Below are 26,312 nucleotides of genomic sequence, written 5' to 3' on the forward strand. Positions count from 1 at the left end.
GAGCCGCCGGGAATTACGGCGGTGTGGATATCATAGATAGGACATACTATGGCTAAAGAATCGACGCGTGTGCGTCGTCGCGAACGGAAGAATATTTCTTCTGGTATTGCGCATGTGAACTCTACGTTCAACAACACCATGATCACCATTACCGATGCTCAGGGCAACGCCATTTCTTGGTCGTCTGCCGGCGCGCTCGGCTTTAAAGGGTCACGTAAGTCTACCCCTTATGCCGCACAGGTCGCAGCCGAAGACGCTGGTCGTAAAGCTGCTGAGCACGGCATGCGCACACTGGAAGTAGAAGTTCGTGGTCCAGGTTCTGGACGTGAATCTGCTCTTCGCGCACTGCAGGCAACTGGTTTCGTTATCACATCTATTCGTGACGTGACTCCGATTCCACATAACGGTTGCCGTCCGCGCAAGCGTCGCCGCGTCTGATTATTCGTCGGGCAGTTTTTAACCCGTGGCAAAGGATGGTTGGCCGAGTTTAGCCCGGCCAACGAGAAAGCCGAAGGGAATATAACGTGACAATTCAAAAAAACTGGCAAGAACTTATCAAGCCAACAAAACTCGATATCCGTTCAGGTGACGATGCCCGTTTTAAGGGTACCGTTGTTGCTGAGCCCTTGGAGCGTGGCTACGGCCTGACTTTGGGCAATGCTCTGCGCCGTGTTCTGCTTAGCTCCTTGCAAGGTGCGGCTGTAACAGGTGTGCAGATTGACGGTGTATTGCATGAGTTCTCCTCCATTCCAGGCGTACGTGAAGATGTGACGGACATTGTTCTGAACATCAAAGAAATCGCGCTTCGCATGGAAAGTGAAGGACCTAAGCGTATGGTTCTGCGTAAGCAAGGACCTGGTGCTGTTTATGCGGGCGACATCGAAACCGTTGGTGATGTTGAAGTCCTTAACCCGGATCTTTTACTTTGTAACCTTGATGATGGTGCGGAAGTGCGCTTCGAGTTTACAGTAAACACCGGCAAGGGCTATGTTCCAGCAGCTGTTAACCGTCCAGAAGATGCTCCAATCGGTCTTATTCCGGTTGATAGCCTGTACTCGCCGGTTAAGAAAGTTTCCTATAAAGTTGAGAACACCCGTGAGGGACAGGTTCTTGATTACGATAAGTTGATCCTTAACGTGGAAACTGATGGCTCTGTCGTTCCTGAAGATGCTGTTGCTTATGCAGCTCGTATTCTTCAAGACCAATTGTCGATCTTTGTTAACTTCGAAGAACCTCAGCGTGAGGTACAAGAAGATGCTGTTGCTGAACTTGCGTTCAACCCAGCGCTTCTTAAGAAAGTTGATGAACTTGAACTGTCTGTTCGTTCAGCTAACTGCCTGAAGAATGACAATATCGTTTACATTGGGGATCTGATCCAGAAGACTGAAGCCGAAATGCTTCGCACACCGAACTTCGGTCGTAAGTCTCTGAATGAGATCAAAGAAGTTCTGGCGCAAATGGGACTGCATCTCGGTATGGAAGTGGCTAACTGGCCGCCTGAGAATATCGACGATCTGGCCAAGCGCTACGAAGACCACCAATATTGATAGAACCAGGCTCCATTTTAATGGAGCCCTCAGCGGCTCCATAGTTAGACGCCGCATCATACTATAAAGGAGAGGGCCATGCGCCACGGAAAATCCGGCCGCAAGCTCAATCGGACGTCCAGCCATCGTAAAGCAATGTTTGCAAACATGGCAGCATCGCTCATCAAGCATGAGCAAATTGTAACGACGCTTCCGAAAGCAAAAGAGCTTCGTCCAATCGCAGACAAGCTCATCACTCTGGCAAAGCGTGGTGACTTGCACGCACGTCGTCAGGCAATTTCTCAGATCCGCGATGTTGATATGGTTCGTAAACTGTTCGACACTCTGGGAGAGCGTTACAAAGAGCGTGAAGGTGGTTACACCCGCGTTCTGAAGGCGGGCTTCCGTCATGGTGACAACGCTGACATGGCTGTTATCGAGTTTGTTGATCGTGATGTTGCCGCTAAAGGCGCAGAAGATCGCGCTCGCGCTGAAGCTGAAGAAGCTGCTGCAGAGGCTGCATAAGGTACACGCCTTATCGGCGGTACTGAAGGTTTTTTAAAACCGTTTCAAAAATTAAAAACCCCGCCAGATTTGGCGGGGTTTTTGTTTGTATGAGCTCTTATCACCGGAAACTGGCTGCCATTTTGGGGGAGGCTGTAGCCCTAGCTGTCAGCTTGCGTCCGCTGGAATCTCAGGGGCAGGCTCTGCGAGAACCATGCAGGCAGCATCGAATTCCTCTCGCTTATACTGGCGTACTCTCGCCCCTTCGCTGTCTTCGCCCCATTGTTCAATGTTCCAGTCCTCGTCAACATGGGCGGCGATCCACGCAGCTTCAGGTTCAATGGTACCCTCTGCAATTGCGAGCGCCAGAAGTGCGGAGCCGGTAATGCTGGTAAGTGAATGGATGGCGGACAGTTCAAGTGCTGTATAGGCGTTTAGGGCTTCGCGAAATGTGGTAAGCAGTGCTTCGTCCTGTGGCCTATGGATAATGCCACAGATAAGCTGAAACTTTCCCGAAAGCCGCTGATTGGCCCAATTTACAACAGGGTCCCAGTGCTTTGTTTGTCTTTCAACAAGCTCTTGCGGGGTGTCGGCTCTATAGCAAAGGTGATCATTGCCAGCAAAGCGTGTGACTTCCTGCGCAACTTCGTCAAAGCGAAGGGATACGGCATCAATTGCGGAGTGAGCCAGACGGGTTAAAGGCATGGTTGCAGGGTCAATTTCCTTGTCCTGCAATGCCCATTCTGCAGCAACCGCCTCCGCAATGTGCTCTTTTTTGAACGAAAGAGTATTCTTAGCTGGAGTTTTTACAGCCTTGCCGTCAAGAAGGATCGCGTAGTCGCCACCAATCTCTTGAAAACTAACCATTTCATAGAAGCGCTTTGGAAGCTCTTTTCTGGAAAGTTCCTTAGCTCTTTCAACCGGGTTGACTGGATCTTTTTCCAAGTCTTCGGCCAGTTGTTCGAAGATTTCACGCATTAACAGACGTCCTCTGTCCATTCTAGTTGATGTGCAAGGGAGGGAATGAGTGCCTCAAACCGGTCAATAACTTGGCACGCGCCGGTTCTCAGTAGCTCTTTCCTTTTATGATAGCCCCAATTCACACCTATACTGCGAACGCCCGCATTTTGAGCCATCATTGTGTCAAAGGTCGTATCGCCAATCATAATGGTGTTCTGTGGTGAGGTGCCAGCTTCAGACATTGCTTGGTAAAGCATTGTTGGATTTGGCTTTGACGGGGCTTTGTCCGCAGTTTGTATGGTAACGAATTTGCCGTGTAACTGATGTACATCCAGCATATGGTCCACGCCGCGGGAGTGCTTTCCTGTGGCAATACCAAGCAGCACATTATCCATTGCAGCAAGCTCTTCAAGTGTCTGTTTAACACCAGGGTACAAAGGATCATGATCCAGACCTTGAGAGCGGCGGTGGATTTTCTCTTTGTGGAAGGCTTCTATAAGCTGGGGAATTATCTCTCTATTCGGATCTCCTACAATGTGCAGCAGAGCCTGTTCTAGCGATAGGCCAATTGTCGAGAGTATATCATTATGCGAAGGGAGAGGTAGGCCAACTTGTTTAAAGCTGGCCTCAAATCCTTGAAGAACGGAATGCTGGCCATCCACCAGCGTTCCATCGCAATCAAAAACGATCAGATACATTCAGTAGGTCCTAGCCATTAATATGTCTATCGAAGTTATCTGAAACAGGTGCTTACTCAGGCTCGTTAATGTCAGGATCATAATCCTTCACATCCATACCCAGTAGATTCCACGTCTGCTGCATATGCGGGGGAAGGGGGGCGGAAACGTCGATTTCACCTTGCCCTGAAGGATGGGGAATGATGATACGGCGAGCCAGAAGGTGGAGCTTGTTTTGAATGCCCCCCGGAAGCTCCCAGTTATCGACATTGAAGTATTTGGAATCTCCAATAATGGGGTGCTTTAAATGAGCCGCATGGGCACGCAGCTGATGGGTGCGGCCCGTCACGGGTTTCATGGCGACCCATGCCAGCTTCTGGCCGGACTGTTCAACCACATTATAGTGGCTGACGGCATGCTGACCTTCATCCGCCCCGTGCTTGACGACTTTCATACGCTCTTCTGCTTCATTTCTTGCAAGAAATGTTGAAATCCGCCCCTGTTTCGGCTTGGGAACACCCGCCAGCATTGCCCAATAAATTTTACGCGTATTGCGGTGACGGAATGCTTTTGTAAGCTCCTGAGCCGCTCGTCTTGTCTTGGCAACGAGAATAATACCCGAAGTTTCCCGGTCCAGACGGTGTACGAGGCGTGGTTTGTTGCCAGAGCGGTCCGTGAACGCATCAAGCATGCCATCTAGATGGCGCGTGAGGCCAGAACCACCTTGTACTGCCAAACCTGCAGGCTTGTTAAGAACCATGACCTCTTTGTCTTCAAAGAGCATCATTTGCTCTATGGCTTCACGGTCATTGTCAATCAGCTTGCGTGAGACAGGCTTGGCATTCTTCTTGTCAACGGCCTGAACCTGAACGCCAAGGGGCGGAATGCGGACAATTTGCCCTTCAATAACGCGTGTTGAGGATTCTGCCCGCTTGCCATCCAAACGAACCTGACCCGTTCTTAGAAGTTTTTGCAGACGCCCGAACCCTAAGTCCGGGTAGTGGGATTTAAACCAGCGATCAAGACGCATACCGCCTTCATCACGTACAACTTTTATATTTGCAATGCCGCTCATTAGCGGTTTCCTGCCTTTTTATTTTGCCGGTTCTGCTGTGATAAAAACCGGCGGACGGTTATATTAGAAACTCTGGGCATCATTTGGCAGGCATGTCTTGCATATGCAAGAGTATTCGTCGTCCTGCCATGAGTTCTTACTGTTGGAACCAATTGGATGCGATGGAAAGCGTCTATCAGGCGAAGACCTGTCTTGTCAAAAACAGAGCGCCGAATAGCGCTGAAATGGATAATGTCACCGAGGCCAAAACATAAACGAAAGCGATGACTGGTTCCCCTCGCTCCCAAAGAACGATGACATCTAGTGAGAAAGAAGAAAAAGTGGTGAATCCCCCTAGAAAGCCGGTGGCGATCAAAAGGCGCAGTTCAGTGGAGCTTCCCAGACGGTGCAGCAATATTTCGATAAACGCCCCCATGATAGCCGAACCGAGTATGTTCACTGTCAAGGTTCCCCATGGAAAAGAAGGGCCAAGTAGCTTGAAATAAGCCATAGATACCAGATGGCGACACGCAGCTCCCGCGCCCCCGCCAAGCGCTACAATCAAAAGATGTTTCATGGATATTATCTATATCGATATTTGGGATTCGGCTCCAGATGGGAAAGTAATTTTGTCAGGCATTGGCAAAGAAGAAGTGAGCAAAACACACACCGCTCTATGAATTTGAGGTCTGTGCTTTTTCTTTTCTTAAGCGGTCCCAATAAGTCAAGCGTTTGCGGATTTCCCTTTCATAACCACGCTCGGGTGGATCATAATAGGTCTGTCGGTTCATTTTTTCCGGAAAATAGTCCTGCCCAGAAAAGGCTTCGGGGGTGTCGTGGTCGTACTGGTAACCTTGGTTATACCCCATCTGCTTCATTAGTTTTGTCGGTGCATTGAGAATGTGTTTGGGGGGCAGGAGAGAGCCATTGGTCTGTGCATCGCGGCGCGCGGATTTTTGTGCCATATAAACTCCATTGGATTTTGGAGCTGTGGCCAGATAAACGCAGGCTTGGGCCAGTGCCAGTTCGCCCTCAGGGCTACCAAGAAGTTGAAAAGCCTCTTTCGCCGCATTGGCCTGTACCAGTGCTTGCGGGTCGGCAAGGCCGATGTCTTCCAGAGCCATTCTAACAAAGCGGCGGATAATATACATAGGGTCTTCCCCACCATCCAGCATTCGGTTCATCCAGTAAAGGGCTGCGTCTGCATCAGATCCACGAATCGATTTGTGTAGAGCGGAAATGAGGTTGTAGTGACCATCCTTTCCCTTGTCATAGATGGGAGCCCGACGGTGGATGATTTCCAATAGCTGGTCAGCTGTGTAGCTTTCTCCCTCCCGCGCCGTACGCCAGACATCTTCGGCTAGTGTTAGGGCCGAGCGTCCGTCTCCATCTGCCAGCGTAGCAAGTAGCTCTTTGGCCTTTTCATCCAAAGGCAAAGGCTTCTCCATTATGGTTTCAGCGCGTGCCAGCAAATCCGACAGGGCATCTTCTTGCAGGCTTTCAAAAACCAGAACATGCGCGCGTGACAAAAGCGCAGCGTTCAGCTCAAAGCTCGGGTTTTCCGTTGTGGCCCCCACCAAGGTAATCGTTCCATCTTCCATGACGGGCAAAAAGCTGTCCAGTTGCGCCCGGTTGAACCGGTGAATCTCGTCCACAAACAACAGGGTTGAGCGTCCTGATATGCGACTGGCTCTGGCCTTTTCAAAAACTTTCTTCAAATCGGCTACACCGGTGAAAATTGCTGAAACCTGCTCGAAATCATGGCCGGTTTCTCCAGCCAGTAAACGCGCAACAGTCGTTTTTCCGGTTCCAGGAGGCCCCCAAAATATTAGGGATCCTAGTGAACCTGAGCTTAACATGCGTGAAAGGATACCATCCTCCCCCACCAGATGTTTCTGGCCAACGACCTCATTCAGGCAAGAGGGGCGCAGGCGGTCTGCCAATGGGCGGGAAGAGGACTTATCCAGTCCGGAGATTGAAAATAGATCACTCATAAAGGGATGTGTTGCACACAATCCAACTGGCGGCAAGCCTTGGTGGAAACGGTGAAATTCATAGGCTGAAGCAAGCAAACTGCTATGGCCTGAAAGCCTCTTTTGGCCCGTTCGGATGAGTGGTTATCAAAGAGAAAGGTTTTGCCGCGGATTTTTATTCAAATTGTTTCTGCGAGTACATGGGAATCGGAAAACAATTTCCCGTTTTTTGCAGGTTGAGAATTATTTTCTACCATAGAGTGTATTAGCGTCAATATTGTGTAATGAAACTTCAATATCCTAACAATAAATTAACCGTTTTACTTCTTGTTTATCCTGTAAAAAAATAGGGGATTAAGGATGAAATTGGGCAATTGGCGCCGGCTGCGGGTGATACTTCCTGTTTCCATAGTTGGCTTGGCTCTTATTGGTTCGATCACACTGAGCTTTATGGTTCTGAATAAAGCCAGAGATAGTCTATTTAGAGAAATTAACCTACAGCTTGAAATTGTTGCCGACGGGCGGCATTCGCATCTGGCGGATGCACAAGATCGGGCACGTAAAGAACTTATTACAATGGCGGTAAGTTCAAACATCAAACTGCTGTCCTCGGATCTGTTACTTGCACTGGATTTGATGGACGGCAACTTGAAGGCCATTACCGAATACTTTCAAAAGCCGGGACTTTCTCTGGATCAGCGTGCTGCGCTGGAAGGGGATTCCAGTTCCATTTATGGCAGTAAACACAAGAGTATTCATGGCGATTTTTATCGCAGTTGGAATAATGCCAGTTACTCCGATATTTATGTTTTGGATGAAACTGGTCGGGTCGTTTATTCGGTTACGAAATCAGCTGAGTTCCTTAATTCTGTAAAAGACGGAGTTTTGGCAAATACCGCTCTGGCAGACGTCTATAAGAAAGCAGAGAACGCGAAGCAGGGCGAGATCGTCGCAACACAGTTTGCGCCCTATGCCCTTGCCGATGGTGAGAATAGCCTGTTTGCCGCGGCTCCTATTTATTTGGAGTCTTTTGGGTCCAGCGAGTTCAAAGGGGCCCTTGTCTTCCGGTTTGGCAGCGACTTTCTTGATCCTATCATGACGGCATTGTCGCCAATTGGAAAAAGCAATCAAAGTTACCTGATCAATGCGCAGGGCAAGTTACTGTCTTCATTGCCCCTTCGCCCCGAGTTTGAAATCAATCAGGTTATCTTCCCTGAAGTTTCTCAGTTCTCCCTTTCCAACCAATCGGTTGATACCGCGTTTTTCCGGGAAAAAAGCTTCAAGGTTATGGGAGCCGATTTCTTTGGACAGATGGTGGCAGTCATTTCTGAAAAGGAAATGGCGGATACGCTGGCAACAGTTAACAGCCTTCGCGACGCCGCGCTTTGGGTGACCTTGCCGTTCCTTTTGGTCGTTTTCGTTGTTGGGCTTGTGATTGCACGGTTTATCTCCGTTCCAATGCAAAGGCTGTCTCAGGCCATCGCGCGTATTTCGGGTGGAAACTTGAAAGAAGAGATTCCTTACACGTCGCGAAAAGATGAAATCGGTGACATTGCAGCGGCTGTGAAGACTTTTCAGGTTGCCTTGATCAATGAAGCCAAGTTGCAAGAACAGCAGGTTGCAGAACGGGAGAGGCAAGATCTGCGCTCCAAGCGCGTGTCCGAGCTTAATCAAGGGTTTGATGAAGGTGTTCGCCATGTGCTGCATGCTGTGGATGATGCCTACCAGACCTTGCGCCGGAATGCCGAGAGTATGGCGAGAATCTCTGAGCAGACAAACTCTGAAGCGCAAACAGTGTCTTCCGCGTCTGAGCAGTCCTTGGTGAACCTACAGGCAGTGGCAGGTGCTACGGAAGAGTTGACGGCGACAGTAGGAGAAATTGAAAGAGAAGTGCGCCATTCCGCTGACATCTCTCAAGAAGCCTCGCAGATGGCCTTGAGCGCGGAAACAACGGTTCATGGTCTGCAAGAGGCGGCCAGCCGAATTGGCGAAGTTGTCTCTCTTATCAATGATATTGCGGAGCAAACCAACCTTCTCGCCCTGAATGCCACTATTGAGGCCGCCCGCGCTGGTGAAGCGGGCAAAGGCTTTGCGGTTGTCGCCTCGGAAGTGAAGGAACTTGCCAACCAGACTGGCCGTGCAACAGGCGAGATTTCCTCTCAAATTCAAGCTGTACAGCAGGAAACTCAAAACGCTGTTGCTGCGATTCAGCAGGTGGCAAAAGTCATTAAAAAGATCAATGAGGTATCTGTGACCGTTGCGGGAGCTGTGGAAGAGCAGACCGTAACAACTACAGATATTTCCAGCAGCATCCAGCAGGTGGCTGCGGGGTCTTCCGAAGTGGCAACCTCCATTGGGCGCGTTTCAGAAATTGCCGGTGATGCCGGTCAGGAAGCCGACAGTGTTCTGGCGGCTTCTGACCAGCTTTCAGCGCAAGCTGAGGCGCTGTCCCAGCTGGTAGAGACGTATCTGGAAAACCTTAGGGCTGCTTAAGCCTTTGAGCAGATGTGAAAGGAAAGGCTGGTTTTTTGACGGGTATGAAACGATATCCAAAAGATCAGCCTTTTCATTTTGGAGTTACAGTCTTATTTGTGATGAAGCCGTTGAGGGCAGCGGCATGAAACAATGTTCAAATTAAGGTAGCTCTGACATGGCACATTCTGCCTCACCTGTGCATAGGTTGATTTTGACATCAGCTCTTGTTGCTTTTCTTGGGTCTGGTCTTTCGCCCTCGTTGGCTCAAGAGCGCTCCGTTCCTGGATCTGGTACGGAAATAAAACTCTCGTTTGCTCCGATTGTGAAGGATGTGGCTCCGGCAGTTGTGAATGTGTATGCCAGCCGCACGGTAACGCAGCGCAGGCGCTCTCCTTTTTTCAACGACCCTTTTTTTCGCCGTTTCTTTGGTGATCAAGCAATGCCGGGAGCACCGGCGCGCAAACGCGTTCAGAATTCTCTGGGTTCTGGAGTTATCACCTCGGCAGATGGAACGGTGATTACCAATCATCATGTTGTCGCTGGTGCCGATCAGGTCCGCGTCGCCCTTTCTGATCGCCGGGAGTTTGATGCAAAGGTTATTTTGAAGGATGAGAAGACCGATTTGGCTATCCTCAAAATAGACGGAGGAGAGGAGAGCTTCCCCACAGTCCCGTTTGCAAATTCTGATGAGCTTGAAGTCGGGGACTTGGTTCTGGCGATCGGTAATCCTTTTGGTGTGGGGCAGACTGTCACCCAAGGCATCGTGTCTGCGGTTGCACGTACACAGGTAGGGGTCAGCGACTATCAGTTCTTCATCCAGACGGATGCGGCGATTAACCCCGGAAACTCCGGTGGCGCCCTCGTCGATATCAAGGGCAACTTGATCGGAATCAATACAGCCATTTTCTCCCGCTCTGGGGGCTCCAATGGAATCGGCTTTGCCATACCGGCAAATATGGTTGAGGTCGTCGCAGCCGCCGCGGGTACTGGCAATTATGTCCGCAGGCCATGGGTTGGAACTAGCTTGCAAACCGTTTCCTCGGATATCGCGGAAAGCTTAGGCATGGACCGGCCCTATGGGGTGATGGTCACTGAAATTTATCCAGACAGTCCGGCGGAAAATGCCGGTTTGAGGGTAGGGGACGTTATCTTGAGTGTTGGCGGGGCTGAAGTGCTTGACCCAGATTCATTTGGCTACCGTCTTGCAACCAAGAAACTGGGTAGCACCACAAGTTTCAAAATTTCTCGCAATGGAGAAATTGAAGAGTTCGAAGTCTTTCTTGAAGCTGCTCCCGAAACTGTTCCGCGCGATAAACGCGAGATATCAGGTCGCAACCCATTTGGCGGCATGACGGTTATGAACCTGTCTCCTGCCGTTATTGAAGAGCTGCGCTTGAGCGGCCAGAATAACGGAGTTGTGGTTACTGAAGTTGAAGCTGGATCATCCGCTCAATATGTAGGGTTTAAGAGGGGGGATATTTTCGTCTCGGTAAATAGGATTGAGGTTGAAGACACTGCGCAGCTGGAAAAGGTCTCAAAGAAGAGGCCCAATGTCTGGCGCATCGAGATCCTTCGAAATGGGCGACTGAGAAAAATGTCGTTGAGAGGGTAATATCAACCTGTTTTATGTAAACTCTTGAGGCGACTGTTTCTTGTCAGGGTTGAAATTGGCGAGCATACCCAATCTTAGATTAAATGGGAGTCTTTGAGGTATATCGTATCTTGAGCTCCTTCACACTGTTAGACTTTAACCGAGACGAGTTTAGCAGCTTGGGAGCGTGTCAATGACACGCTAAAGGCTTGACCGCTACTCTAGACTCTTTCAAAGTGTAGACTGGTAGAAATGAAGTTTCTGATTCAACGGTAAACTGATGAGTATTCACTCATTTTTCGACTGAGACCATGGCAATCGGTCGCTCGTAATCAGCGAATAGCATCTTGGAGTTACAATGAAAAATAATAGCAAAGTTATCGATCGCTTGAATGAGGCACTGCATTTGGAATTAGGTGCAGTGAATCAGTACTGGTTACATTACCGTCTTTTGGAAGACTGGGGCTATGGGAACCTGGCGAAGAAAGAGAAGGAAGAGTCAATCGAGGAGATGCACCACGCCGATAAAATTATCGAGCGCATTCTTTTCCTCGGCGGGCACCCGAATATGCAAACCGTTGCACCGTTGAAAATCGGTACCAACATTAAAGAGGTACTGGAAGGTGATCTGGCGGGTGAACAAGATGCGCGCTCTTCCTATAAAAAATCTCGGGAAGTTTGCCATGAAGAAGGCGACTATGTTTCCATGAAACTTTTTGACGAACTTCTAGCGGACGAGGAAGGTCACATTGACTTCCTTGAAACACAGCTGGAGCTTCTTGCAAAAATTGGTGAGCAGAATTACGGCCTTTTGAACGCCGCGGCGGCAGACGCCAGCGAATAGGCCCAGGTTTTTCGTCGGTTTAGAAAGGCAGCTTCCTTTTTGGGGGCTGCCTTTTTTTATCAGTTAAGTTCATGGTATCGAACACTCTATTCAAACCAAGGGATTACTGGCGCCCTGTGGATTGTACGTGCTAGAACGTATTTACGTTTTATGGGAGCTCACGATTAAGATGAAAGAAGTCATTGCAGAACTGGAAAATCGGCGTATTCAGGCGCAATTGGGTGGAGGACAAAGGCGCATTGATGCGCAGCACAAACGTGGTAAGCTGACTGCAAGAGAAAGAATTGAAATTCTTCTGGATGAAGGCTCATTCGAAGAATACGATATGTTTAAGGTCCATCGCTGCTCTGATTTTGGAATGGAGGAAAACCATATCCCCGGTGATGGGGTTGTTACCGGTTGGGGCACAATCAATGGACGCACTGTTTATGTCTTTTCGAAAGACTTTACCGTTTTAGGCGGATCTCTTTCGGAGACGCATGCAGAAAAAATCACTAAAATTCAAGATATGGCTCTTCAGAATAGAGCGCCTATTATTGGTATCTTTGATGCCGGTGGCGCTCGTATTCAAGAAGGCGTTGCAGCCTTGGGCGGATATGGGGAAGTCTTCTGGCGTAACGTACAGGCCTCAGGTGTGATTCCGCAGATTTCAGTGATCATGGGGCCGTGTGCGGGTGGTGATGTGTACTCACCTGCAATGACCGACTTCATCTTTATGGTTCGTGACACATCCTATATGTTTGTCACAGGGCCGGATGTTGTTAAAACCGTTACCAACGAAACAGTCACGGCTGAAGAGCTCGGCGGCGCGTCCGTTCATACAATGAAGTCCTCCATTGCCGACGGTGCCTATGACAATGACGTAGATGCGCTCCTTCAAATACGGAGGCTGGTGGATTATCTGCCGATGAACAATCAGGCAGAGATTCCCGAGCTTGCTGTCTATGATGATCAGGCGCGCATAGATAATAGTCTGGACACTTTGATTCCTGATAACCCCAATAAGCCCTACGATATGCGTGAGCTCATCGTGAAGACGCTTGATGAAGGGGATTTCTTTGAAATTCAGGAAAGCTTTGCGGGCAATATTCTAACAGGCTTTGGACGCATTGAAGGGCGGACAGTCGGCGTTATTGCAAACCAGCCCATGGTACTTGCCGGGGTGCTGGACAGTGATGCGAGCCGTAAGGCTGCCCGTTTTGTGCGTTTTTGTGATTGTTTTGGCATTCCCCTTGTCACGTTCGTTGATGTCCCTGGCTTCCTTCCAGGAACTGCGCAGGAATATGGCGGGCTTATCAAACACGGTGCCAAGCTGCTGTTCGCGTATGCAGAGGCAACTGTTCCCAAGATTACGGTCATTACACGTAAAGCATATGGTGGAGCCTATGATGTTATGAGTTCCAAACATATTCGCGGCGATGTGAACTATGCGTGGCCGTCGGCGGAAATTGCGGTGATGGGAGCGAAAGGTGCCACGGAGATTATCTATCGCTCCGAGCTGGATGACCCTGAAAAAATCGCAATGCGCACGAAGGATTACGAAGACCGTTTCGCGAACCCATTTGTTGCGGCAGAACGTGGGTATATAGACGATGTTATCAGACCTCACTCAACACGCAGGCGGATCTCTGGTGCTTTGGCTATGTTGCGTAACAAACAGCAGGAACTTCCTTGGAAAAAGCATAATAACATCCCGCTTTAGAGCACGTTTCGTTTGATTGGGTTCAATCAAACGACAAAAATTTGCTCTAAAATCTGATGGGGAGAAGGGCTGCCATTTTGGGTGGCCCTTCTTTTTTTCTGAAAAACGATATCCACTTATCGAAGATATGCTCTAGTCATCAAGGAAGTATTGGTCTGTGGGCGCACAGATATAGCCAATGTGGCATTTTTCGGTGTCTTTTGTTGGCACCCAGCGAGACCTTAAGGATTCCCGATACTCGCAAAAATGGATGTTGGCGACAAAACGGTCATAGGTCCGTTGCCCTGTTGTCAATACGACGGTCCCACGTTTTTGAACCAGCTGTTTGGCCTGAGTGCAGGTCATCTTTCGTGTATCCAACCGCTGGGCAGCTAGGGGCGAGGCCAGCAAGCAGCAGATTGCTGCAATCATAATAGTCTTAGGGGAACGGGGCATTTTGTATTCCCGTTTTATTTCCTGTTGTATCTGGTTTTGTGCCAAGAAGATTGCACAAATCACCTTATAAAAAGGTGAAAAAAGACCAGAGCCAAAAACTAACTACGACTTCGGTTAATCTCCACACTGAAGGCCCCACACGCCACTGGAACGGGAGCACCGGGCTTGTGAACGCGCACTTTCACAGACTGGATACGGCTATCTTGCTGCAAGATGCCCTCGCATATAGCTCCCCCCAAACGTTCGATCAGGTTGAAACGCTGTGTTGTTACAATCTTTTCCACTGTCTTTGAGAGCGCGCCATAACAGATAGTATCTTCGTAGGCGTCTGTTTGAGAGGCTTTTTCAAGGTCTACCCAGCATGTGAGATCTACAATGAAGCGCTGACCAAGCTGCGCTTCTTCCTCATAAAGCCCATGGTATGCAAAAAAAGAAAGGTTTTCCAGATGGATAGCATCCATAGTTAGAGCCCTATTACTTGTAGGAATCGGTTGTCGTTCCGGCACGACGTAGTATTGTGAGATCCTATTATAACAAAAGGTTGCCGGTCCGTTGCGTTCTTTGTGCTGAGTTTCCAGTGTTTTGGCAGGATAAGACCTTCGCCCTTTTGCGAGGTTGAAGAACCGCTTTGGGATGCTTACAACGCCTTTAAGATTGCACTAAGGGAAAATGCTCATGTTCTCAAAGATTCTGATTGCCAATAGGGGGGAGATTGCGTGCCGCGTTATCAAAAGCGCGCAATCCATGGGGATCAAAACCGTTGCTGTTTACTCGGATGCTGACAGGCATGCACTCCATGTGGAAATGGCAGATGAGGCTGTGCATGTGGGAGCTGCTGCGGCCGCGGAATCGTATCTGGTTATTGATAGGATTATCGCCGCCTGTAAGCAGACAGGAGCCGAAGCCGTTCATCCTGGCTATGGCTTCTTGTCGGAGCGTGCAGCCTTTGCGGAAGCGCTCAAGGCTGAAGGGATCGCTTTTATAGGGCCCAATGTCAAAGCCATTGAAGCTATGGGTGATAAAATCACCTCCAAAAAGTTCGCGGCAGAAGCAGGTGTTTCAACCGTGCCCGGATATATGGGGCTTATTGAAAGCCCAGAAGAGGCTGTTCGCATCTCCGGAGAGATCGGTTATCCGGTCATGATTAAGGCGTCGGCAGGCGGCGGCGGAAAAGGTATGCGTATTGCCTGGAGCGCAGAGGAAGCCGGGGAGGGCTACACTCGTGCCAAGTCAGAGGCTGCCAGTTCCTTCGGGGATGACCGTATTTTTATCGAAAAATTCATCGAGAACCCACGCCACATTGAAATTCAGGTGTTGGGTGACAAGCACGGAAACGTCATTTATTTGGGCGAACGTGAATGCTCGATCCAGCGCCGTAACCAGAAAGTTATCGAAGAGGCCCCAAGTTCGTTCGTTGATGAAGAAATGCGGCGGCAGATGGGTGAACAAGCAGTCGCTCTTTCCAAGGCCGTAGATTACGACAGTGCCGGTACTGTGGAGTTTGTCGTTGGTCAGGATAAAAGCTTCTTCTTCTTGGAAATGAATACGCGCTTGCAGGTGGAGCACCCGGTAACTGAGCTGGTAACGAGTGTCGACCTCGTGGAACAAATGATCCGCGTTGCAGCAGGTGAAACCCTGTCTATCAGCCAAAGTGATGTGACTTTAAAAGGCTGGGCAGTCGAAAGCCGCATTTACGCCGAGGATCCTTTCCGGAACTTTTTGCCTTCCATTGGACGTTTGACCCGTTACCGCCCTCCCGCAGAAGGGGACAAAGGGGAGTATCTGGTTCGCAATGATACAGGGGTTGTTGAAGGCTCCGAAATCTCCATGTTCTACGACCCCATGATTGCCAAGCTGGTGACGTATGCCTCAACCAGAGCCAAGGCAGTTGAGGGCATGAGTGATGCGCTTGATGAATTTGTCGTTGATGGCATCCAGCACAACGTCCCGTTCCTGTCATCATTGATGAAGCATGAGCGTTGGAAGTCCGGTAATATATCGACGAACTTCATTGCCGAGGAATACCCCGATGGCTTTGAACCCTCTGAGCCAGATGTTGAGGCAAAAGAGGTCCTTGCCTGTGTTGCGCTGTCCATGGCTTTGATTGAGCGTGAGCGTTTGGATCACCTTCCCGGGCGACTACGTCCGCACTCTGGGTACACAAGGGCTGAATGGGCTGTGAAGGTGGGAGATGAGACCCTTTGTGTGGAGTTACAGGAAGGGTTCCCGGCAACTCCAATTGAAATGGACATGAAAGTCTCCGGCAAGGACAGCTTGACTGTGCATTCAAACTGGTCTCCTGGTGATGTACTTTGGCACGGAAAAGTGGGTGGTCAGACTGTAGCTGTACAAGTCCGGCCAATCAAAAATGGCTACCATCTGGACTGGCAAGGGTGCTCACTGCCGGCAAAAGTGATGACACCGCGCATTGCTGAGCTGGAGGCTTTAATGCCGGAGAAAGTTGCGCCAGATACCTCCAATTTGCTACTGTGCCCAATGCCGGGCCTCGTTGTATCCCTTAGTGTGTCAGAGGGGCAGGAAGTGAAAGCCGGTGAGCAACTCGCAATTGTTGAAGCCATGAAGATGGAAAATGTGCTTCGGGCGGAACGCGATTGTGTGGTGAAAACAATCAAGGCGGCACCAGGGGACAGCTTGTCCGTTGATGCGGTTATAATGGAATTTGAATAGGGGAGAGATGCCCCTTATTTCAAAAGGGGCATTTTTGAAAAGTCTTCTATTTGATCTGGATGGTACGCTAACCAATCCATTTACCGGAATTACGAGTAGTATTCAGTATGCAATGAATAAGCTCGGGCACCCTCACGTGGATGCCCGGGACCTGCACTTTACCATTGGCCCCCCTTTATCTGAAAGTTTCTCCATCCTTCTGGATAGTCAGGACGAGAAACGCATCCAGAAAGCAATCACGCTGTACCGCGAACGATATGCAAACATTGGCCTTTACGAAAATGAGGTCTATGAGGGTATTCCCGAGCTGCTACAGGGCTTGAAGAGCGAGGGCTATAGAATGCTCCTGTGCACTTCAAAACCACGAGTTTTTGCGGAAAAAATCCTCAAGTACTTCACACTCACGCAGTACTTCACCCGCATTTATGGGTGCGAGCTTGATGGAACCTTTGGCCATAAGCCGGATTTGTTGCGCCACATTATTGAACAGGAAGCATTAATCCCCCAGAATGCAGTGATGATCGGTGATCGAAAGCATGACCTTTTGGCTGCCCGGGAGAACAATGTTGCAGCAATCGGGGTTTCATGGGGTTTTGGTTCTGTTGAGGAGCTACGCTATCATAAAGCTGAGGTGATCGTAGACAGCCCCAAGACACTTGGGGAAGTTATAGGGCAGCCATTCAGCGCAGCACCAGCGTAACGGAAAGGCGTGAATGGTACATCGTGGTTTCCAAGTAAGGTCTTTGGGTGAGGTTGTCATCAGAACCAACCGTATTGTACCCATGCTCAGTTTTTACCGGGACATTCTTGGCCTTGTTTTATGGACGGAAAAAACGCAAAGGGGAACCTATGTCTTCTCCCTTGGTGAGAGTGGATCGGCCCACGGAACAACTTTGGTCTTACACGATGCCAAGCTGCATTCGCAAAATTTTTTGGGAAATAGAAATAGATCTTTCTCATCTTCACTACACCATATAGCGTTAAACTTGCCTGCGGACGAAATCGTTGCGGCCAGAAGATGGCTTGAGGTGAACGGACTTGATTATCGGGTCAAGGAACTTCCCTTGAAGGGCGCGAATGGTATTTTTGTAAACGATCCTGATGGCAATACTGTTGAATTGGTTTCTCAAGGACCAGCGTTGCAACCATTGGAAAACTCTTAGGACATTATTCATGCCACTTTACTTCGCTTACGGGCGACTCATGAATGTTGATGAAATGAAAAAACGCTGCGTCTCGGCAAAACCGCTGGGGACTGCAACTCTCGAAGGGTTCCAGTTTATAGTCACAAAAGAGGGGGCACCGTCTGTTTTGAAACAACCCGGTGCCGTGACCCATGGTGTTTTGTGGGACTGCCGAATTGGCGAAATAGGCATCATAGATGGCAATGAAGCCCTATTCCGGCGGGGGCAGGATAAAGTGCTCCTGAATGTCCGGTGTGATGGTATGAGCCGTAAAGCTCTGGTTTATATCAGTTTAAACCGGCAAAAAGGTAGGGCACAGGCCAAAGCATTTGATCCTGTACTCCCTGCAGCCGAGCACTGGAACTTTCCGGCAATTTACAGGGCTCACCTTGAAAGCTTCACGAAATAAATCGCCTGAAGAGCCGGTCCTTTCTTCGCTCTTTTGTTGCAGTTTTATAAAATCTGCTCGCAAACAGGTCTCTGGACTGGTAAATGTAGATCGCTCCCGATATAAGGCGGGAGCGAATTCTCAGGGCGGGGTGAAAGTCCCCACCGGCGGTAATTGGGCAATAGATTAGGTTGCCCATCAGCCCGCGAGCGCTTTTTCATATTTTGAAAAAGGTCAGCAGATCTGGTGCAAACCCGGAGCCGACGGTTATAGTCCGGATGAAAGAGAGAATGCAGGGGCAATCGGCTGGCAAATCTACTGTATTTGCGCAAGCATATCCGTGTCCTTGTGCGTCCTGATTCAAATTGGCAACGTACCGTATGGTACGCATTGGATCAGAGAGTCATTATGATTTTATCTGCAATTTTTATCGGGGTAGGGGGGCATGCATGAGTGAACTTTCTATTTCAACCCGACTTTCACGGCCACTGACAGGAGCTTTGTGGATGGTTGTCGCTGGTGGTGCATTCGCATTTGCCAATGTGGCCATGCAGTGGGTGACCATGAACCTCCAAATGTCTTCTCCCAGCGCCACATTCTGGCAATACTTTATATCACTTATTTTCATGGTTCCGGTCATCTGGCGCCTTGGCCTTAGATCGTTAAAAACCGAACGCCCCGGATTGCATCTTTTCCGTGTGGTACTGGCAGCGCTGGGAGTTCAATTTTGGGTTGCCGGTTTAGCGAACTCGGTTCCAATCTGGCAAGCCATTGCCTTGGTTATGACTTCGCCATTTTTCGTCACCATCGGCGCGGCCCTGCTACTGGGGGAAAAGGCCAATGCTGCCCGCTGGGGAGCAACAGTTATCGGGTTTGTTGGAGGAATGGTTATCCTCTCCCCGTGGGATGAAGGGTTTCGCGCTGCCGCACTTTTACCTGTGATTGCAGCCGTCCTATGGGGTGCATCCATTCTTTGCATGAAGAAGCTGGAAGAAGACGAAACTCCTCAGTCAGTCACACTGTATCTTCTTTTGTTTATGGCACCTATCAATTTGGTTCTAGCTGCTGGAAGCGGCTTTGAGGTTCCATCTTCCTTCGATATGTGGTGGATGCTTGTTGTTGCAGGGCTCTTGGGAGCACTGGCCAATATCTCGCTTGCTATGGCCTATGAACGCGCTGACGCTGCATTCCTTCAGCCTTTTGACCACCTAAAGCTCTTGCTGAATGTTTTTTGCGGCTTTGTGTTCTTTGCATGGGTTCCCCCTGGAAATCTCTGGATTGGTGCACTCTTAATTGTTGGTGCTTCCATGTTTATCCTGCGTGACGAAACGCGATAGATTTTGATAGTGTTTTATTTGCCTCGGTAAGCTACTCTTGGCCGAGGCAATTTTCTACGATTGTGGAGTTTTTTAATGTCAGATGAGCCAATGGACTGGGAGAGTGATGAGCCAAAACAGCACCTGTACCTGTCCATATCTGGCACAGTGCAGGGTGTTGGGTACCGCCTCTGGTTTCAGTCAAAGGCCAAGTCTTTGGGTATATCTGGCTGGGTCAAGAACTGTGACGACGGCAGGGTGGAAGCTTTGGTCAGCGGTCCTTTTGATAAAGTGGAGGCTTTGCTGGTCGCAGCTCTTGTTGGGCCCTCTTTTGCCAAGGTGGATAGTCTGCGCAGGGTAGGCGAGGCTCCAGAACACACCGGAGCCTTTGAAGTTCATTAGGGAACACACTCTAATGCAGTGACCGGAAACCGGTATCCACTTTTCTGCGATACCTTCCAGAAAAGCTGGTTGCAAGATCATCCCGACTACCGAGCCGGGACCTGGAAATAATCCTATAGCTTCCTCTTATTACCGACCGGTCGTATGTGTCCCACCTACAAAGTTTCATGGGAAAGTGGCAGAGCAAGGCCACTTGGGCCCATGAGTTGAACGGGACCAAAAATTTGCTCAAACTTTTCCTGCATGACAATGTCAACATCTTCCATGGTGACAGGCAAGCCAAGATCAACAAAACTGGTTACACCGTGTTTTTGTATTCCGCATGGAACAATCCCGCTGAAATGTTCAAGCTCCGGCTCAATATTCAAGCTGATGCCGTGGAACGTGACCCACTTGCGTAGCCGAATACCAATTGCAGCAATTTTATCTTCTACATCCGCACCTTTTTCCGGACGTCGAACCCAAACACCAACGCGGTCCTCACGCCTTTCTCCGCGGATATGATGTCCCCATAGGGTGTCGATAAGCCATTGCTCAAGGGCAGAGACAAAGGCGCGGACATCTTGCCGGCGCCTCTTCAGATCCAGCATCACATAGGCGACGCGCTGGCCAGGTCCATGGTAGGTGTACTGGCCGCCCCGCCCGGTCTCGAAAACCGGGAACCGGTTCTTGGCTATCAGGTCCTGCGGGTCAGCGCTTGTACCCGCCGTATAAAGAGGGGGGTGCTCCAGCAGCCACACGCGTTCTCGTGCTTCTCCTCGCGCAATAGCCCCCACTCGCTGTTCCATTTCAGAAATGGCAAGTTCATAGGGAACCAGTCCATCATCTATGACCCATTCAACAGGAGGGGAGCCTGCCAAGGCTTGAAAGTCAGTAGTAAGGAATTCACGCTCTGCCATAGGTATCTTTATATGCTTTGTAATTGGCACAAAGAATCTTTTATCGATGTGTGCCAGACCAAGTTTATTAATGTCTCTACCATCTCTTTAATGCCAAGAGGACGAGATGCCAATTTGGATTTTAATTTACCCCTTGCATAGGGCGAGACTGCACGTGTTGCCATAACGGCATGTTCCCTCCATTTTATATGGTGCGGCAATCCGTTCATCATAGGCACGACTAGAGATCCGTGAAAGGAAGCGCCCGAGTTTTGAAATAAGGGCGCGTAAGGGTATCGGGTTAATGGCTGGCTTTTAAAATATATCTTTGACAAGTAGATGCCGGTTTTTGGATAAATATATGCGAAAGTAATATTTTATAGCCGTAACGCGTCCTTGCAAAATATCCGGAGGCTATAAAAGGGGAGGGAAAGGGCCGTCTTTTGAGGCTTAATGTTGATAAGTTATTTTTTTTATCAGATATTGTGAATATCCGATTGATAGGGTCTTGCGCAGTTGGGAGGTGTTGGCTATACCACCGCTCACCAACCGAGGGGGCGAGACACTCACTCACTCGGAGCAACGACCGTGCGGCCGTGGCGGAATTGGTAGACGCGCAGCGTTGAGGTCGCTGTGGGGTAACACCCGTGGAAGTTCGAGTCTTCTCGGCCGCACCATCTCTCCTTGATATCATTATGTTTTCCTGATTTATCAATGAATTAGGGTAAAAACTAGGGAACAAAGTAGGGAACATTTTCCAACTTTTCCCTGTCTGACCCCGCCTTGTCGGGGCTTCTCCCAAAGTGCTATTCTACTGCCATCGAGATAGAACCTCTCTACACCACACCTAAAAATTACTTAGCGAAAGGTTGTGGTTTATACCAACGGCACTTATAATTGACCTGTATGCGCCCAATTTCGTCTACCGATTGATGTGATTGTGTGGGGTTGTTGAATAAGCTTATTCCAAGCGGAACAGGCGGCATCGACAATTTCCTGGTAGTCTTGAAAGGTTCGGTTAGAGAGCCAGTTTTGCCGTAAGTACTGCCAAACATTTTCAACCGGGTTGAGCTCCGGAGAACGGGGTGGGAGCAGCAAGATGGTTATATTATCAGGCAACTTCAGTTTTGCCGTTGTATGCCAACCCGCTTGATCCATCAGGACCACTGCGTGCGCCCCTTTGGCGACGGTTCGGCTGATTTCTTTAAGGTGAAGCTGCATGGAATTGGTATTGGCTTTGGGCAAAACAAGTGCTGCCCCTTTGCCGTGGGCGGGGCAGATGGCCCCGAATACATAAGTTGATTGATAGCGCCCGTCGCTGGGAGCCCGTGGTCTCGTTCCTTTTTTTGCCCACCTTCTGGTGAGCCCATTTTTTTGACCAATGCGGGCTTCGTCCTGCCACCAGATTTCCATGGATGTTTGTGAGGGCAAGCGCGCTTTTATTTCTTTAAGCTGGGCATGGAAGTTTTTTTATATGTCTCCATAACTTGCTCGTCCTGTGCCGGGTGCTGTGGCCGAACGCTGACCCGAGAAAATCCCAGAACTCTGAGGAGGCTTGAAATAGCCCTTTCGCTATAGCTGACCCCAAACTTCTGCTCGATCACACCTTGCAGATCCCGCCGACGCCAGCGAATTACGCCGTGTTGTTGTAAATCAGGCCCAGCCTCAACCAGATCTGCAAATTCAGCCATTTGCTCTTTATTTAACCACCGGACACGGCCCGGGCTCTTACGATTGTACAGGCCGTGCGGCCCTTCTGCGTTAAACCGATGCACCCAGTCTCGCAGTGTTTGGCGGTCCATGCCGCCCATGCGTGCCGCCTCCAAGCGCGACAACCCATCATAAACAGCAGCAAGAGCAAGAAGGCGGCGGCTCTGCCTGACATCCTTACTTTGACAAGCAAGAGTTCGTAACGAAGAAGCATCATAGTCTCGGCGCAATGGGATCGCTGACATTGGGAATCTCCTTTCCCAATGTTGAATCACAATTCAAGTGATTTGGGAATCCTCATCCCGAGTCAAAAACAGGTGCCGTTGGTATTATACTTACCTATCAGAGTTGGGGAGGGCATTCTAAGAGCTGTAAGACATGCGCGTAAAGCCCTCACACTTGGAAAAGCGAGGCGGAGTTTGGCAATTTCTCCGCCGGGTTCCCACCCAATTTTCCGAGATTGAGCTGAGACGGCGCGTTCGGATTACCACCAAAGTGCGGGTGGATGACGACCCTTTAGGGGCCAAAGCCATGTTGGTCGCCGCGCAGTTGAATAAAGAGCTGGAAACCTATTGGTCCAGCCAACTCGCGCAGCACCAACCCATCTTGGCGACTGAAGATACAGCGCAGGAAGCCTATGACGCAGCGGTTGCCCAGTGCAAACGATTTGGCTTTGCCCCGCTTAGTCTGAACCACCTGTCTTTGGGACCAGTGGAAGAAATCGTCAAGCGCGTGGAAACCCTCATCGACCAACGGGAGAAAGCCAAAGACCTGGCGCCTGCCTTGCTGGGGGTGACGACCCAGAAGCCGCCGCTGCTTCTGTCACAGCTTTATAAGACCTATATCGACCTGGAGCCTGAGAAGCTCACCGGAAAGTCTCCTGAGCAAATCCGCCTGTTTCAAGGCTCGCATCTACGCGCTCAAAATGCGTTTCTCAAGTTGGTGGGAGATATGGACCTGCAAGACATCACCCGTGAGCATACTTTTGAGTTTCGCGAACATTGGTTGCAGCAGATCGCCGCCACCGGGAAAAAGAAGGCGACTGCCCATCGTCAGTTTTCTGATCTTGCAGCCATGCATTGGGCGGTGAACAAAAGACGGCAACTGCAGATGGAGGATGCCTTTGCCGATCTGGCACTGGGCTAGGATGATACCAATGTCCGCCGTTCTTGGATGGTAGAAGATATTTTAAAAAACCTATTGGCCTCAGAGACACTGCGGGGGCTGACCCACTCCCTGCGGGCGCTGGTCTATATTATGATCGAGACAGGGCTGCGCCCCTCTGAGATTTGTGGGTTAACCGGAAACAATATCCACCTTGACTGTGAGATCCCGTTTGTCTCCATCAAACCGGAACTGCGCCATTTGAAAACCGATCCATCATCACGGGAGATACCTCTGGTGGGGGTAGCTTTGGAAGCGATCAAATTGTTTCCAAAGGGTCTGGAGCGCTACTATGATAAAAACAACACGGCGACCACTCAAATTAATCGGTACCTGCGGACCCGGAACTTATGTCCCGATGGTGTTTCATTATATGGTTTGCGCCATTCCTTTAAGGATCGCTTGCGAGCGCAAAAAGTGAGTGAAGAAATGTGTCGCTGGCTTATGGGGCATGCAACGGATGGCTCTCTTTACGGCGAGGGGCCACCGTTGTCGTTGTAGCGAGAAGCGATTGAAAGCATTGTCCTGCCAGTTCCCGAGAACTTTCATGAGTTTTTGCTGTCATAGCCGAGCAACCGCACCGGGTAAGCACTTTGTCCCTGTCGTTCTTGCAAAAACGCAGCCGCCTCTTCTTTGATGCTTTCTCGGAGCTTAAGCTCTGTTTTCAGTTTTCGAAACAGCGGCGCATAGACTTCACTGTCATTGATCACCAGCCACGCCAACAGCGCCACCGCTCGTTCAAGTCGTTCAGTGGTAACAGGCTCCCCCAAGAAACTCTCGGGCGTACGGCGAGGAGCCTCTAAGCGGCTGCGTGCTCGCTTACCAGTGTTGTTGGGGTCAGACCTGTTCATGAAACTGGGATCAATAGAGCCTCATCGCAAATAGGTGAGGGTGATGTCGGGGCGAAAGTGCCCCATTTCCTGCGATACCGTCTCTAAGGCCAGCGACCACTCCAGAAAAAGCTCCACCTGCAATTCGATCATCCGTTCCTGAGCGTAGCTGTGCCGCAGGCCATGGCCGCCCTTGGACCAGCCTAGCGCCCGCTTGGAAGCCTCGGTAAAGCTGGAACTCCAGGCATTGCCTCCGCCGATGTCATAGTGTTGCCAGTACCTGATTTTGCGGTCACAGACCCGTTTGGGCTGTGCCAGACGCCGGGCTTCCAGCTCCTGGACCAAGTGGGGCGGAATAAGGACAACCCGCCTAAGCCCGCCTTTTCCTTTGACGGTGTAAAGCGTTCCGAGGCGTCCCCTGAACTTGGAGGGGAGTTCGGGGCGCTCATCAGGTGGGCACTCGTTGAACGGCAGCAGGGTCAGTAGTTCGGCCGCCGAAATAGGCGAGCCATGTAGCCAGTCGGTTGCGAATACGCTGCGCCTGAGTGAGGAGGAGGACTTGCTTATAAGAGTAGCTGCGGGAGGGTTGACGGGTGGGCACCCGTGACAGGATCACCTGTAATTTACCCTTCTTCCCCAATGTATGGCTCACATGACGCATCATCAGCTGCAGCGCTAACCGCTCCTGATTGAGGGTCGCCTGCCGGACTTCTTGGGCGCGCCACTTCAGGTAGGCTTCCGCACCTTCTACAGTAAAGCTGCGCAGCGATACCTTGGCTTTTTGAACAAAGCTGGAGCTGGCAACTTGGGTCAGGGCGCTTTCATAGGTGCGCACTGTCCCTAAGGACTTGATGTGGGTGTGTTGCAGTTGTTTCATCACGCTTCTGGCCTGCGTGCTGGCACGGGCAAATTTAGCCATGGTGTTTAATCCAGTGTGAGAGGGTGGATGGGCAAACCGCAAGTTTATGGGCTTTCAGCCAGGCTTGAATGTCCTTCTGGCTATTCCCCTGAGCCACCATCATCAGGATCTGGCTTTGGTAGCGGGTCAGCTTGGAGCGGACGTGAAGACACCGATGCTGCGACTTTTGCGGGTCCTTATTCAAAGTAGAGTGAGCCATAATCTTTCCTTTCTCTGGCACATGCCTCATCTTTTGTAAGAACAACTGGCCTGCCGTTCGGCTCAGCGACGCCCGTCTCCAGACGCCTGTTCGCCCCACGCATTTCCAGATGCAATGGGACTACCTCCTGACCGGAGGTGATTATTCGGCTGGGATCTCCGCTGGAGCGGACGTGCAAGCAAGCAAAGCTCTGGCGCAGGGCCAAACCCAACAGCTTGCTCTGCTATCATTGGTTTCTTGGGAAAGGTGAGGGATCTAGGCCCTCTTGACATGGGCATGCACCGACAGCCCGTGAAGGGGCGAGAAAAGCATGTTTTGGCTTGCTGTACCTGAGTTACAAGTGGCAGCATCTACACGCATTCATGGCGCGGTAAAATTGCTTCATCAAAAGAGCAGGCAGATAGCGTCAACCCGCTATCCTTGGAGAGGAGAAAGGCTGGCAGCCTTCAAATCCAAGTGTGTTTCATGGATACAGCACAAGGCTTGAGCACGCTTCACGTGCGTACCCAGATCTGGGCATTGTAGCCAGCTTGGGAAGCCGGAGGGATCTAAGCCCTCTTGGCATATGCAGGCATCAACAGCGCCTTTAGGGCTGAACAATAGCATGCAATCGTTTGTAGCACCGGATGGCGCACTGGCCACAGGCGGCAGCTTCTACACGCATTAAGGCGTGGGAGTACGCTCATCTGAAATTAAAGTCAGACGGCATCCGCCAAGCTATCCTTGGAAAGGCTAGACGCATAGCAATCTCAAAGTCCTAGTGTACTTCAGTGAAATAACATAGGCCCGAGCATGGTCCACGTGCCACTTTTGATCTGGCCATTACGACCAGCGTCGAAAGTTAGCAGTGTGTCAAAATAGCACCGTCTGTGCGATGCGGTCATTCTATGTGC

Annotated in this window: 28 protein-coding genes, 1 tRNA gene and 1 riboswitch; of the genes, 16 read left to right on the plus strand and 13 right to left on the minus strand. The window is 50.2% G+C overall.

What is annotated here, in order from left to right; all coding sequences use genetic code 11:
- Positions 1-48: 48 nt before the first annotated feature.
- The 3 genes from rpsK to rplQ all read left to right on the plus strand — a co-directional run bounded on the left by rpsK (position 49) and on the right by rplQ (position 2,051).
- Complete coding sequence (gene rpsK / locus P6574_RS05730) at positions 49-438, plus strand: 30S ribosomal protein S11 (protein WP_310619415.1); 390 nt, start codon at positions 49-51, stop codon at positions 436-438.
- An 86-nt stretch (positions 439-524) separates the two neighbouring features.
- Entirely contained in the window at positions 525-1,547 is a 1,023-nt protein-coding gene (locus P6574_RS05735) for a DNA-directed RNA polymerase subunit alpha (protein WP_310619416.1), read from the plus strand.
- A gap of 78 nt (positions 1,548-1,625) precedes the next feature.
- Positions 1,626-2,051 carry a 50S ribosomal protein L17 gene (gene rplQ, locus P6574_RS05740; RefSeq protein ID WP_310619417.1) on the plus strand — a complete coding sequence of 142 codons (426 nt, stop codon included), beginning with the start codon at positions 1,626-1,628 and terminating at the stop codon, positions 2,049-2,051.
- A gap of 147 nt (positions 2,052-2,198) precedes the next feature.
- Here the strand turns inward: rplQ and P6574_RS05745 are convergent, their stop codons facing one another.
- From P6574_RS05745 to P6574_RS05765, 5 genes are all read right to left on the minus strand, one after another.
- Positions 2,199-3,008, minus strand: a complete 810-nt coding sequence (locus P6574_RS05745) for an ATP12 family chaperone protein (RefSeq protein ID WP_310619418.1) — start codon at positions 3,006-3,008, stop codon at positions 2,199-2,201.
- Positions 3,008-3,688, minus strand: a complete 681-nt coding sequence (locus P6574_RS05750; protein ID WP_310619419.1) for an HAD-IA family hydrolase — start codon at positions 3,686-3,688, stop codon at positions 3,008-3,010. The genes P6574_RS05745 and P6574_RS05750 overlap by 1 nt, the downstream gene beginning before the upstream one ends.
- A gap of 52 nt (positions 3,689-3,740) precedes the next feature.
- The gene (locus P6574_RS05755) at positions 3,741-4,742 is read right to left on the minus strand and encodes an RluA family pseudouridine synthase (protein WP_310619420.1); all 1,002 of its coding nucleotides are present in this window, start codon (positions 4,740-4,742) and stop codon (positions 3,741-3,743) included.
- 175 nt (positions 4,743-4,917) lie between these two features.
- Positions 4,918-5,298, minus strand: a complete 381-nt coding sequence (gene crcB / locus P6574_RS05760) for a fluoride efflux transporter CrcB (protein WP_310619421.1) — start codon at positions 5,296-5,298, stop codon at positions 4,918-4,920.
- A gap of 97 nt (positions 5,299-5,395) precedes the next feature.
- On the minus strand, positions 5,396-6,715 hold the full coding sequence (locus P6574_RS05765; protein ID WP_310619422.1) for a replication-associated recombination protein A: 1,320 nt from the start codon (positions 6,713-6,715) through the stop codon (positions 5,396-5,398).
- A 339-nt stretch (positions 6,716-7,054) separates the two neighbouring features.
- On the opposite strand from P6574_RS05765, the gene P6574_RS05770 reads away from it, so the two are divergent.
- The 4 genes from P6574_RS05770 to P6574_RS05785 all read left to right on the plus strand — a co-directional run bounded on the left by P6574_RS05770 (position 7,055) and on the right by P6574_RS05785 (position 13,306).
- Positions 7,055-9,187: a methyl-accepting chemotaxis protein gene (locus P6574_RS05770; RefSeq protein WP_310619423.1), complete on the plus strand. Its 2,133-nt coding sequence runs from the start codon at positions 7,055-7,057 to the stop codon at positions 9,185-9,187.
- Positions 9,188-9,344: 157 nt separating this feature from the next.
- Positions 9,345-10,781, plus strand: a complete 1,437-nt coding sequence (locus P6574_RS05775) for a DegQ family serine endoprotease (protein ID WP_310619424.1) — start codon at positions 9,345-9,347, stop codon at positions 10,779-10,781.
- A gap of 337 nt (positions 10,782-11,118) precedes the next feature.
- The gene (gene bfr / locus P6574_RS05780) at positions 11,119-11,604 is read left to right on the plus strand and encodes a bacterioferritin (protein ID WP_310619425.1); all 486 of its coding nucleotides are present in this window, start codon (positions 11,119-11,121) and stop codon (positions 11,602-11,604) included.
- A 169-nt stretch (positions 11,605-11,773) separates the two neighbouring features.
- Positions 11,774-13,306, plus strand: a complete 1,533-nt coding sequence (locus P6574_RS05785) for an acyl-CoA carboxylase subunit beta (protein ID WP_310619426.1) — start codon at positions 11,774-11,776, stop codon at positions 13,304-13,306.
- 132 nt (positions 13,307-13,438) lie between these two features.
- On the opposite strand, the gene P6574_RS05790 is transcribed toward P6574_RS05785, so the two are convergent.
- Positions 13,439-13,741 carry a hypothetical protein gene (locus P6574_RS05790; RefSeq protein ID WP_310619427.1) on the minus strand — a complete coding sequence of 101 codons (303 nt, stop codon included), beginning with the start codon at positions 13,739-13,741 and terminating at the stop codon, positions 13,439-13,441.
- A 98-nt stretch (positions 13,742-13,839) separates the two neighbouring features.
- Positions 13,840-14,202 carry a dihydroneopterin aldolase gene (gene folB, locus P6574_RS05795; RefSeq protein WP_310619428.1) on the minus strand — a complete coding sequence of 121 codons (363 nt, stop codon included), beginning with the start codon at positions 14,200-14,202 and terminating at the stop codon, positions 13,840-13,842.
- A 214-nt stretch (positions 14,203-14,416) separates the two neighbouring features.
- On the opposite strand from folB, the gene P6574_RS05800 reads away from it, so the two are divergent.
- The 6 genes from P6574_RS05800 (at position 14,417) to P6574_RS05825 (ending at position 19,719) form a co-directional block, all read left to right on the plus strand.
- Complete coding sequence (locus tag P6574_RS05800; protein WP_310619429.1) at positions 14,417-16,429, plus strand: acetyl/propionyl/methylcrotonyl-CoA carboxylase subunit alpha; 2,013 nt, start codon at positions 14,417-14,419, stop codon at positions 16,427-16,429.
- A gap of 34 nt (positions 16,430-16,463) precedes the next feature.
- Positions 16,464-17,129: an HAD hydrolase-like protein gene (locus P6574_RS05805; protein WP_310619430.1), complete on the plus strand. Its 666-nt coding sequence runs from the start codon at positions 16,464-16,466 to the stop codon at positions 17,127-17,129.
- A 13-nt stretch (positions 17,130-17,142) separates the two neighbouring features.
- Positions 17,143-17,592: a VOC family protein gene (locus tag P6574_RS05810; protein WP_310619431.1), complete on the plus strand. Its 450-nt coding sequence runs from the start codon at positions 17,143-17,145 to the stop codon at positions 17,590-17,592.
- A gap of 10 nt (positions 17,593-17,602) precedes the next feature.
- Positions 17,603-18,022: a gamma-glutamylcyclotransferase family protein gene (locus P6574_RS05815; protein WP_310619432.1), complete on the plus strand. Its 420-nt coding sequence runs from the start codon at positions 17,603-17,605 to the stop codon at positions 18,020-18,022.
- Positions 18,023-18,134: 112 nt separating this feature from the next.
- A riboswitch (FMN riboswitch) is annotated at positions 18,135-18,295 on the plus strand.
- Between the two features lie 155 nt (positions 18,296-18,450).
- Entirely contained in the window at positions 18,451-19,338 is an 888-nt protein-coding gene (locus P6574_RS05820; RefSeq protein ID WP_310619433.1) for a DMT family transporter, read from the plus strand.
- A 75-nt stretch (positions 19,339-19,413) separates the two neighbouring features.
- A complete protein-coding gene (locus P6574_RS05825; protein ID WP_310619434.1) occupies positions 19,414-19,719 on the plus strand; it encodes an acylphosphatase in 306 nt (101 codons plus the stop codon).
- Positions 19,720-19,874: 155 nt separating this feature from the next.
- On the opposite strand, the gene lipB is transcribed toward P6574_RS05825, so the two are convergent.
- A complete protein-coding gene (gene lipB / locus P6574_RS05830) occupies positions 19,875-20,618 on the minus strand; it encodes a lipoyl(octanoyl) transferase LipB (protein ID WP_310619435.1) in 744 nt (247 codons plus the stop codon).
- 569 nt (positions 20,619-21,187) lie between these two features.
- Here lipB and P6574_RS05835 point away from each other — a divergent pair.
- Positions 21,188-21,274 (plus strand) — tRNA-Leu (locus P6574_RS05835).
- A gap of 214 nt (positions 21,275-21,488) precedes the next feature.
- On the opposite strand, the gene P6574_RS05840 is transcribed toward P6574_RS05835, so the two are convergent.
- A protein-coding gene (locus P6574_RS05840) for an IS630 family transposase (RefSeq protein WP_310618446.1) occupies positions 21,489-22,552 on the minus strand; the annotation gives its coding sequence in 2 pieces (ribosomal slippage) (positions 21,489-22,069 and positions 22,069-22,552; 1,065 coding nt in all).
- Positions 22,553-22,685: 133 nt separating this feature from the next.
- Here P6574_RS05840 and P6574_RS05845 point away from each other — a divergent pair.
- Positions 22,686-23,453, plus strand: a complete 768-nt coding sequence (locus P6574_RS05845) for a hypothetical protein (RefSeq protein ID WP_310619436.1) — start codon at positions 22,686-22,688, stop codon at positions 23,451-23,453.
- 27 nt (positions 23,454-23,480) lie between these two features.
- Complete coding sequence (locus P6574_RS05850; RefSeq protein ID WP_310619437.1) at positions 23,481-23,972, plus strand: tyrosine-type recombinase/integrase; 492 nt, start codon at positions 23,481-23,483, stop codon at positions 23,970-23,972.
- Between the two features lie 44 nt (positions 23,973-24,016).
- Here the strand turns inward: P6574_RS05850 and P6574_RS05855 are convergent, their stop codons facing one another.
- From P6574_RS05855 to P6574_RS05870, 4 genes are all read right to left on the minus strand, one after another.
- Positions 24,017-24,322: a hypothetical protein gene (locus P6574_RS05855; RefSeq protein WP_310619438.1), complete on the minus strand. Its 306-nt coding sequence runs from the start codon at positions 24,320-24,322 to the stop codon at positions 24,017-24,019.
- Positions 24,323-24,343: 21 nt separating this feature from the next.
- The gene (locus P6574_RS05860; protein WP_310619439.1) at positions 24,344-24,646 is read right to left on the minus strand and encodes a hypothetical protein; all 303 of its coding nucleotides are present in this window, start codon (positions 24,644-24,646) and stop codon (positions 24,344-24,346) included.
- A gap of 103 nt (positions 24,647-24,749) precedes the next feature.
- Positions 24,750-25,220, minus strand: coding sequence for a hypothetical protein (locus tag P6574_RS05865; protein WP_310619440.1), 471 nt, complete (start codon positions 25,218-25,220; stop codon positions 24,750-24,752).
- Positions 25,213-25,419 (minus strand): helix-turn-helix domain-containing protein, encoded by a 207-nt coding sequence (locus P6574_RS05870; RefSeq protein ID WP_310619441.1) that lies wholly within the window; start codon positions 25,417-25,419, stop codon positions 25,213-25,215. Before P6574_RS05870 ends, P6574_RS05865 begins: the two co-directional genes overlap by 8 nt.
- Positions 25,420-26,312: the final 893 nt, after the last annotated feature.

Source organism: Pseudovibrio sp. M1P-2-3 (genome assembly GCF_031501865.1).
Classification (GTDB): domain Bacteria; phylum Pseudomonadota; class Alphaproteobacteria; order Rhizobiales; family Stappiaceae; genus Pseudovibrio; species Pseudovibrio corallicola.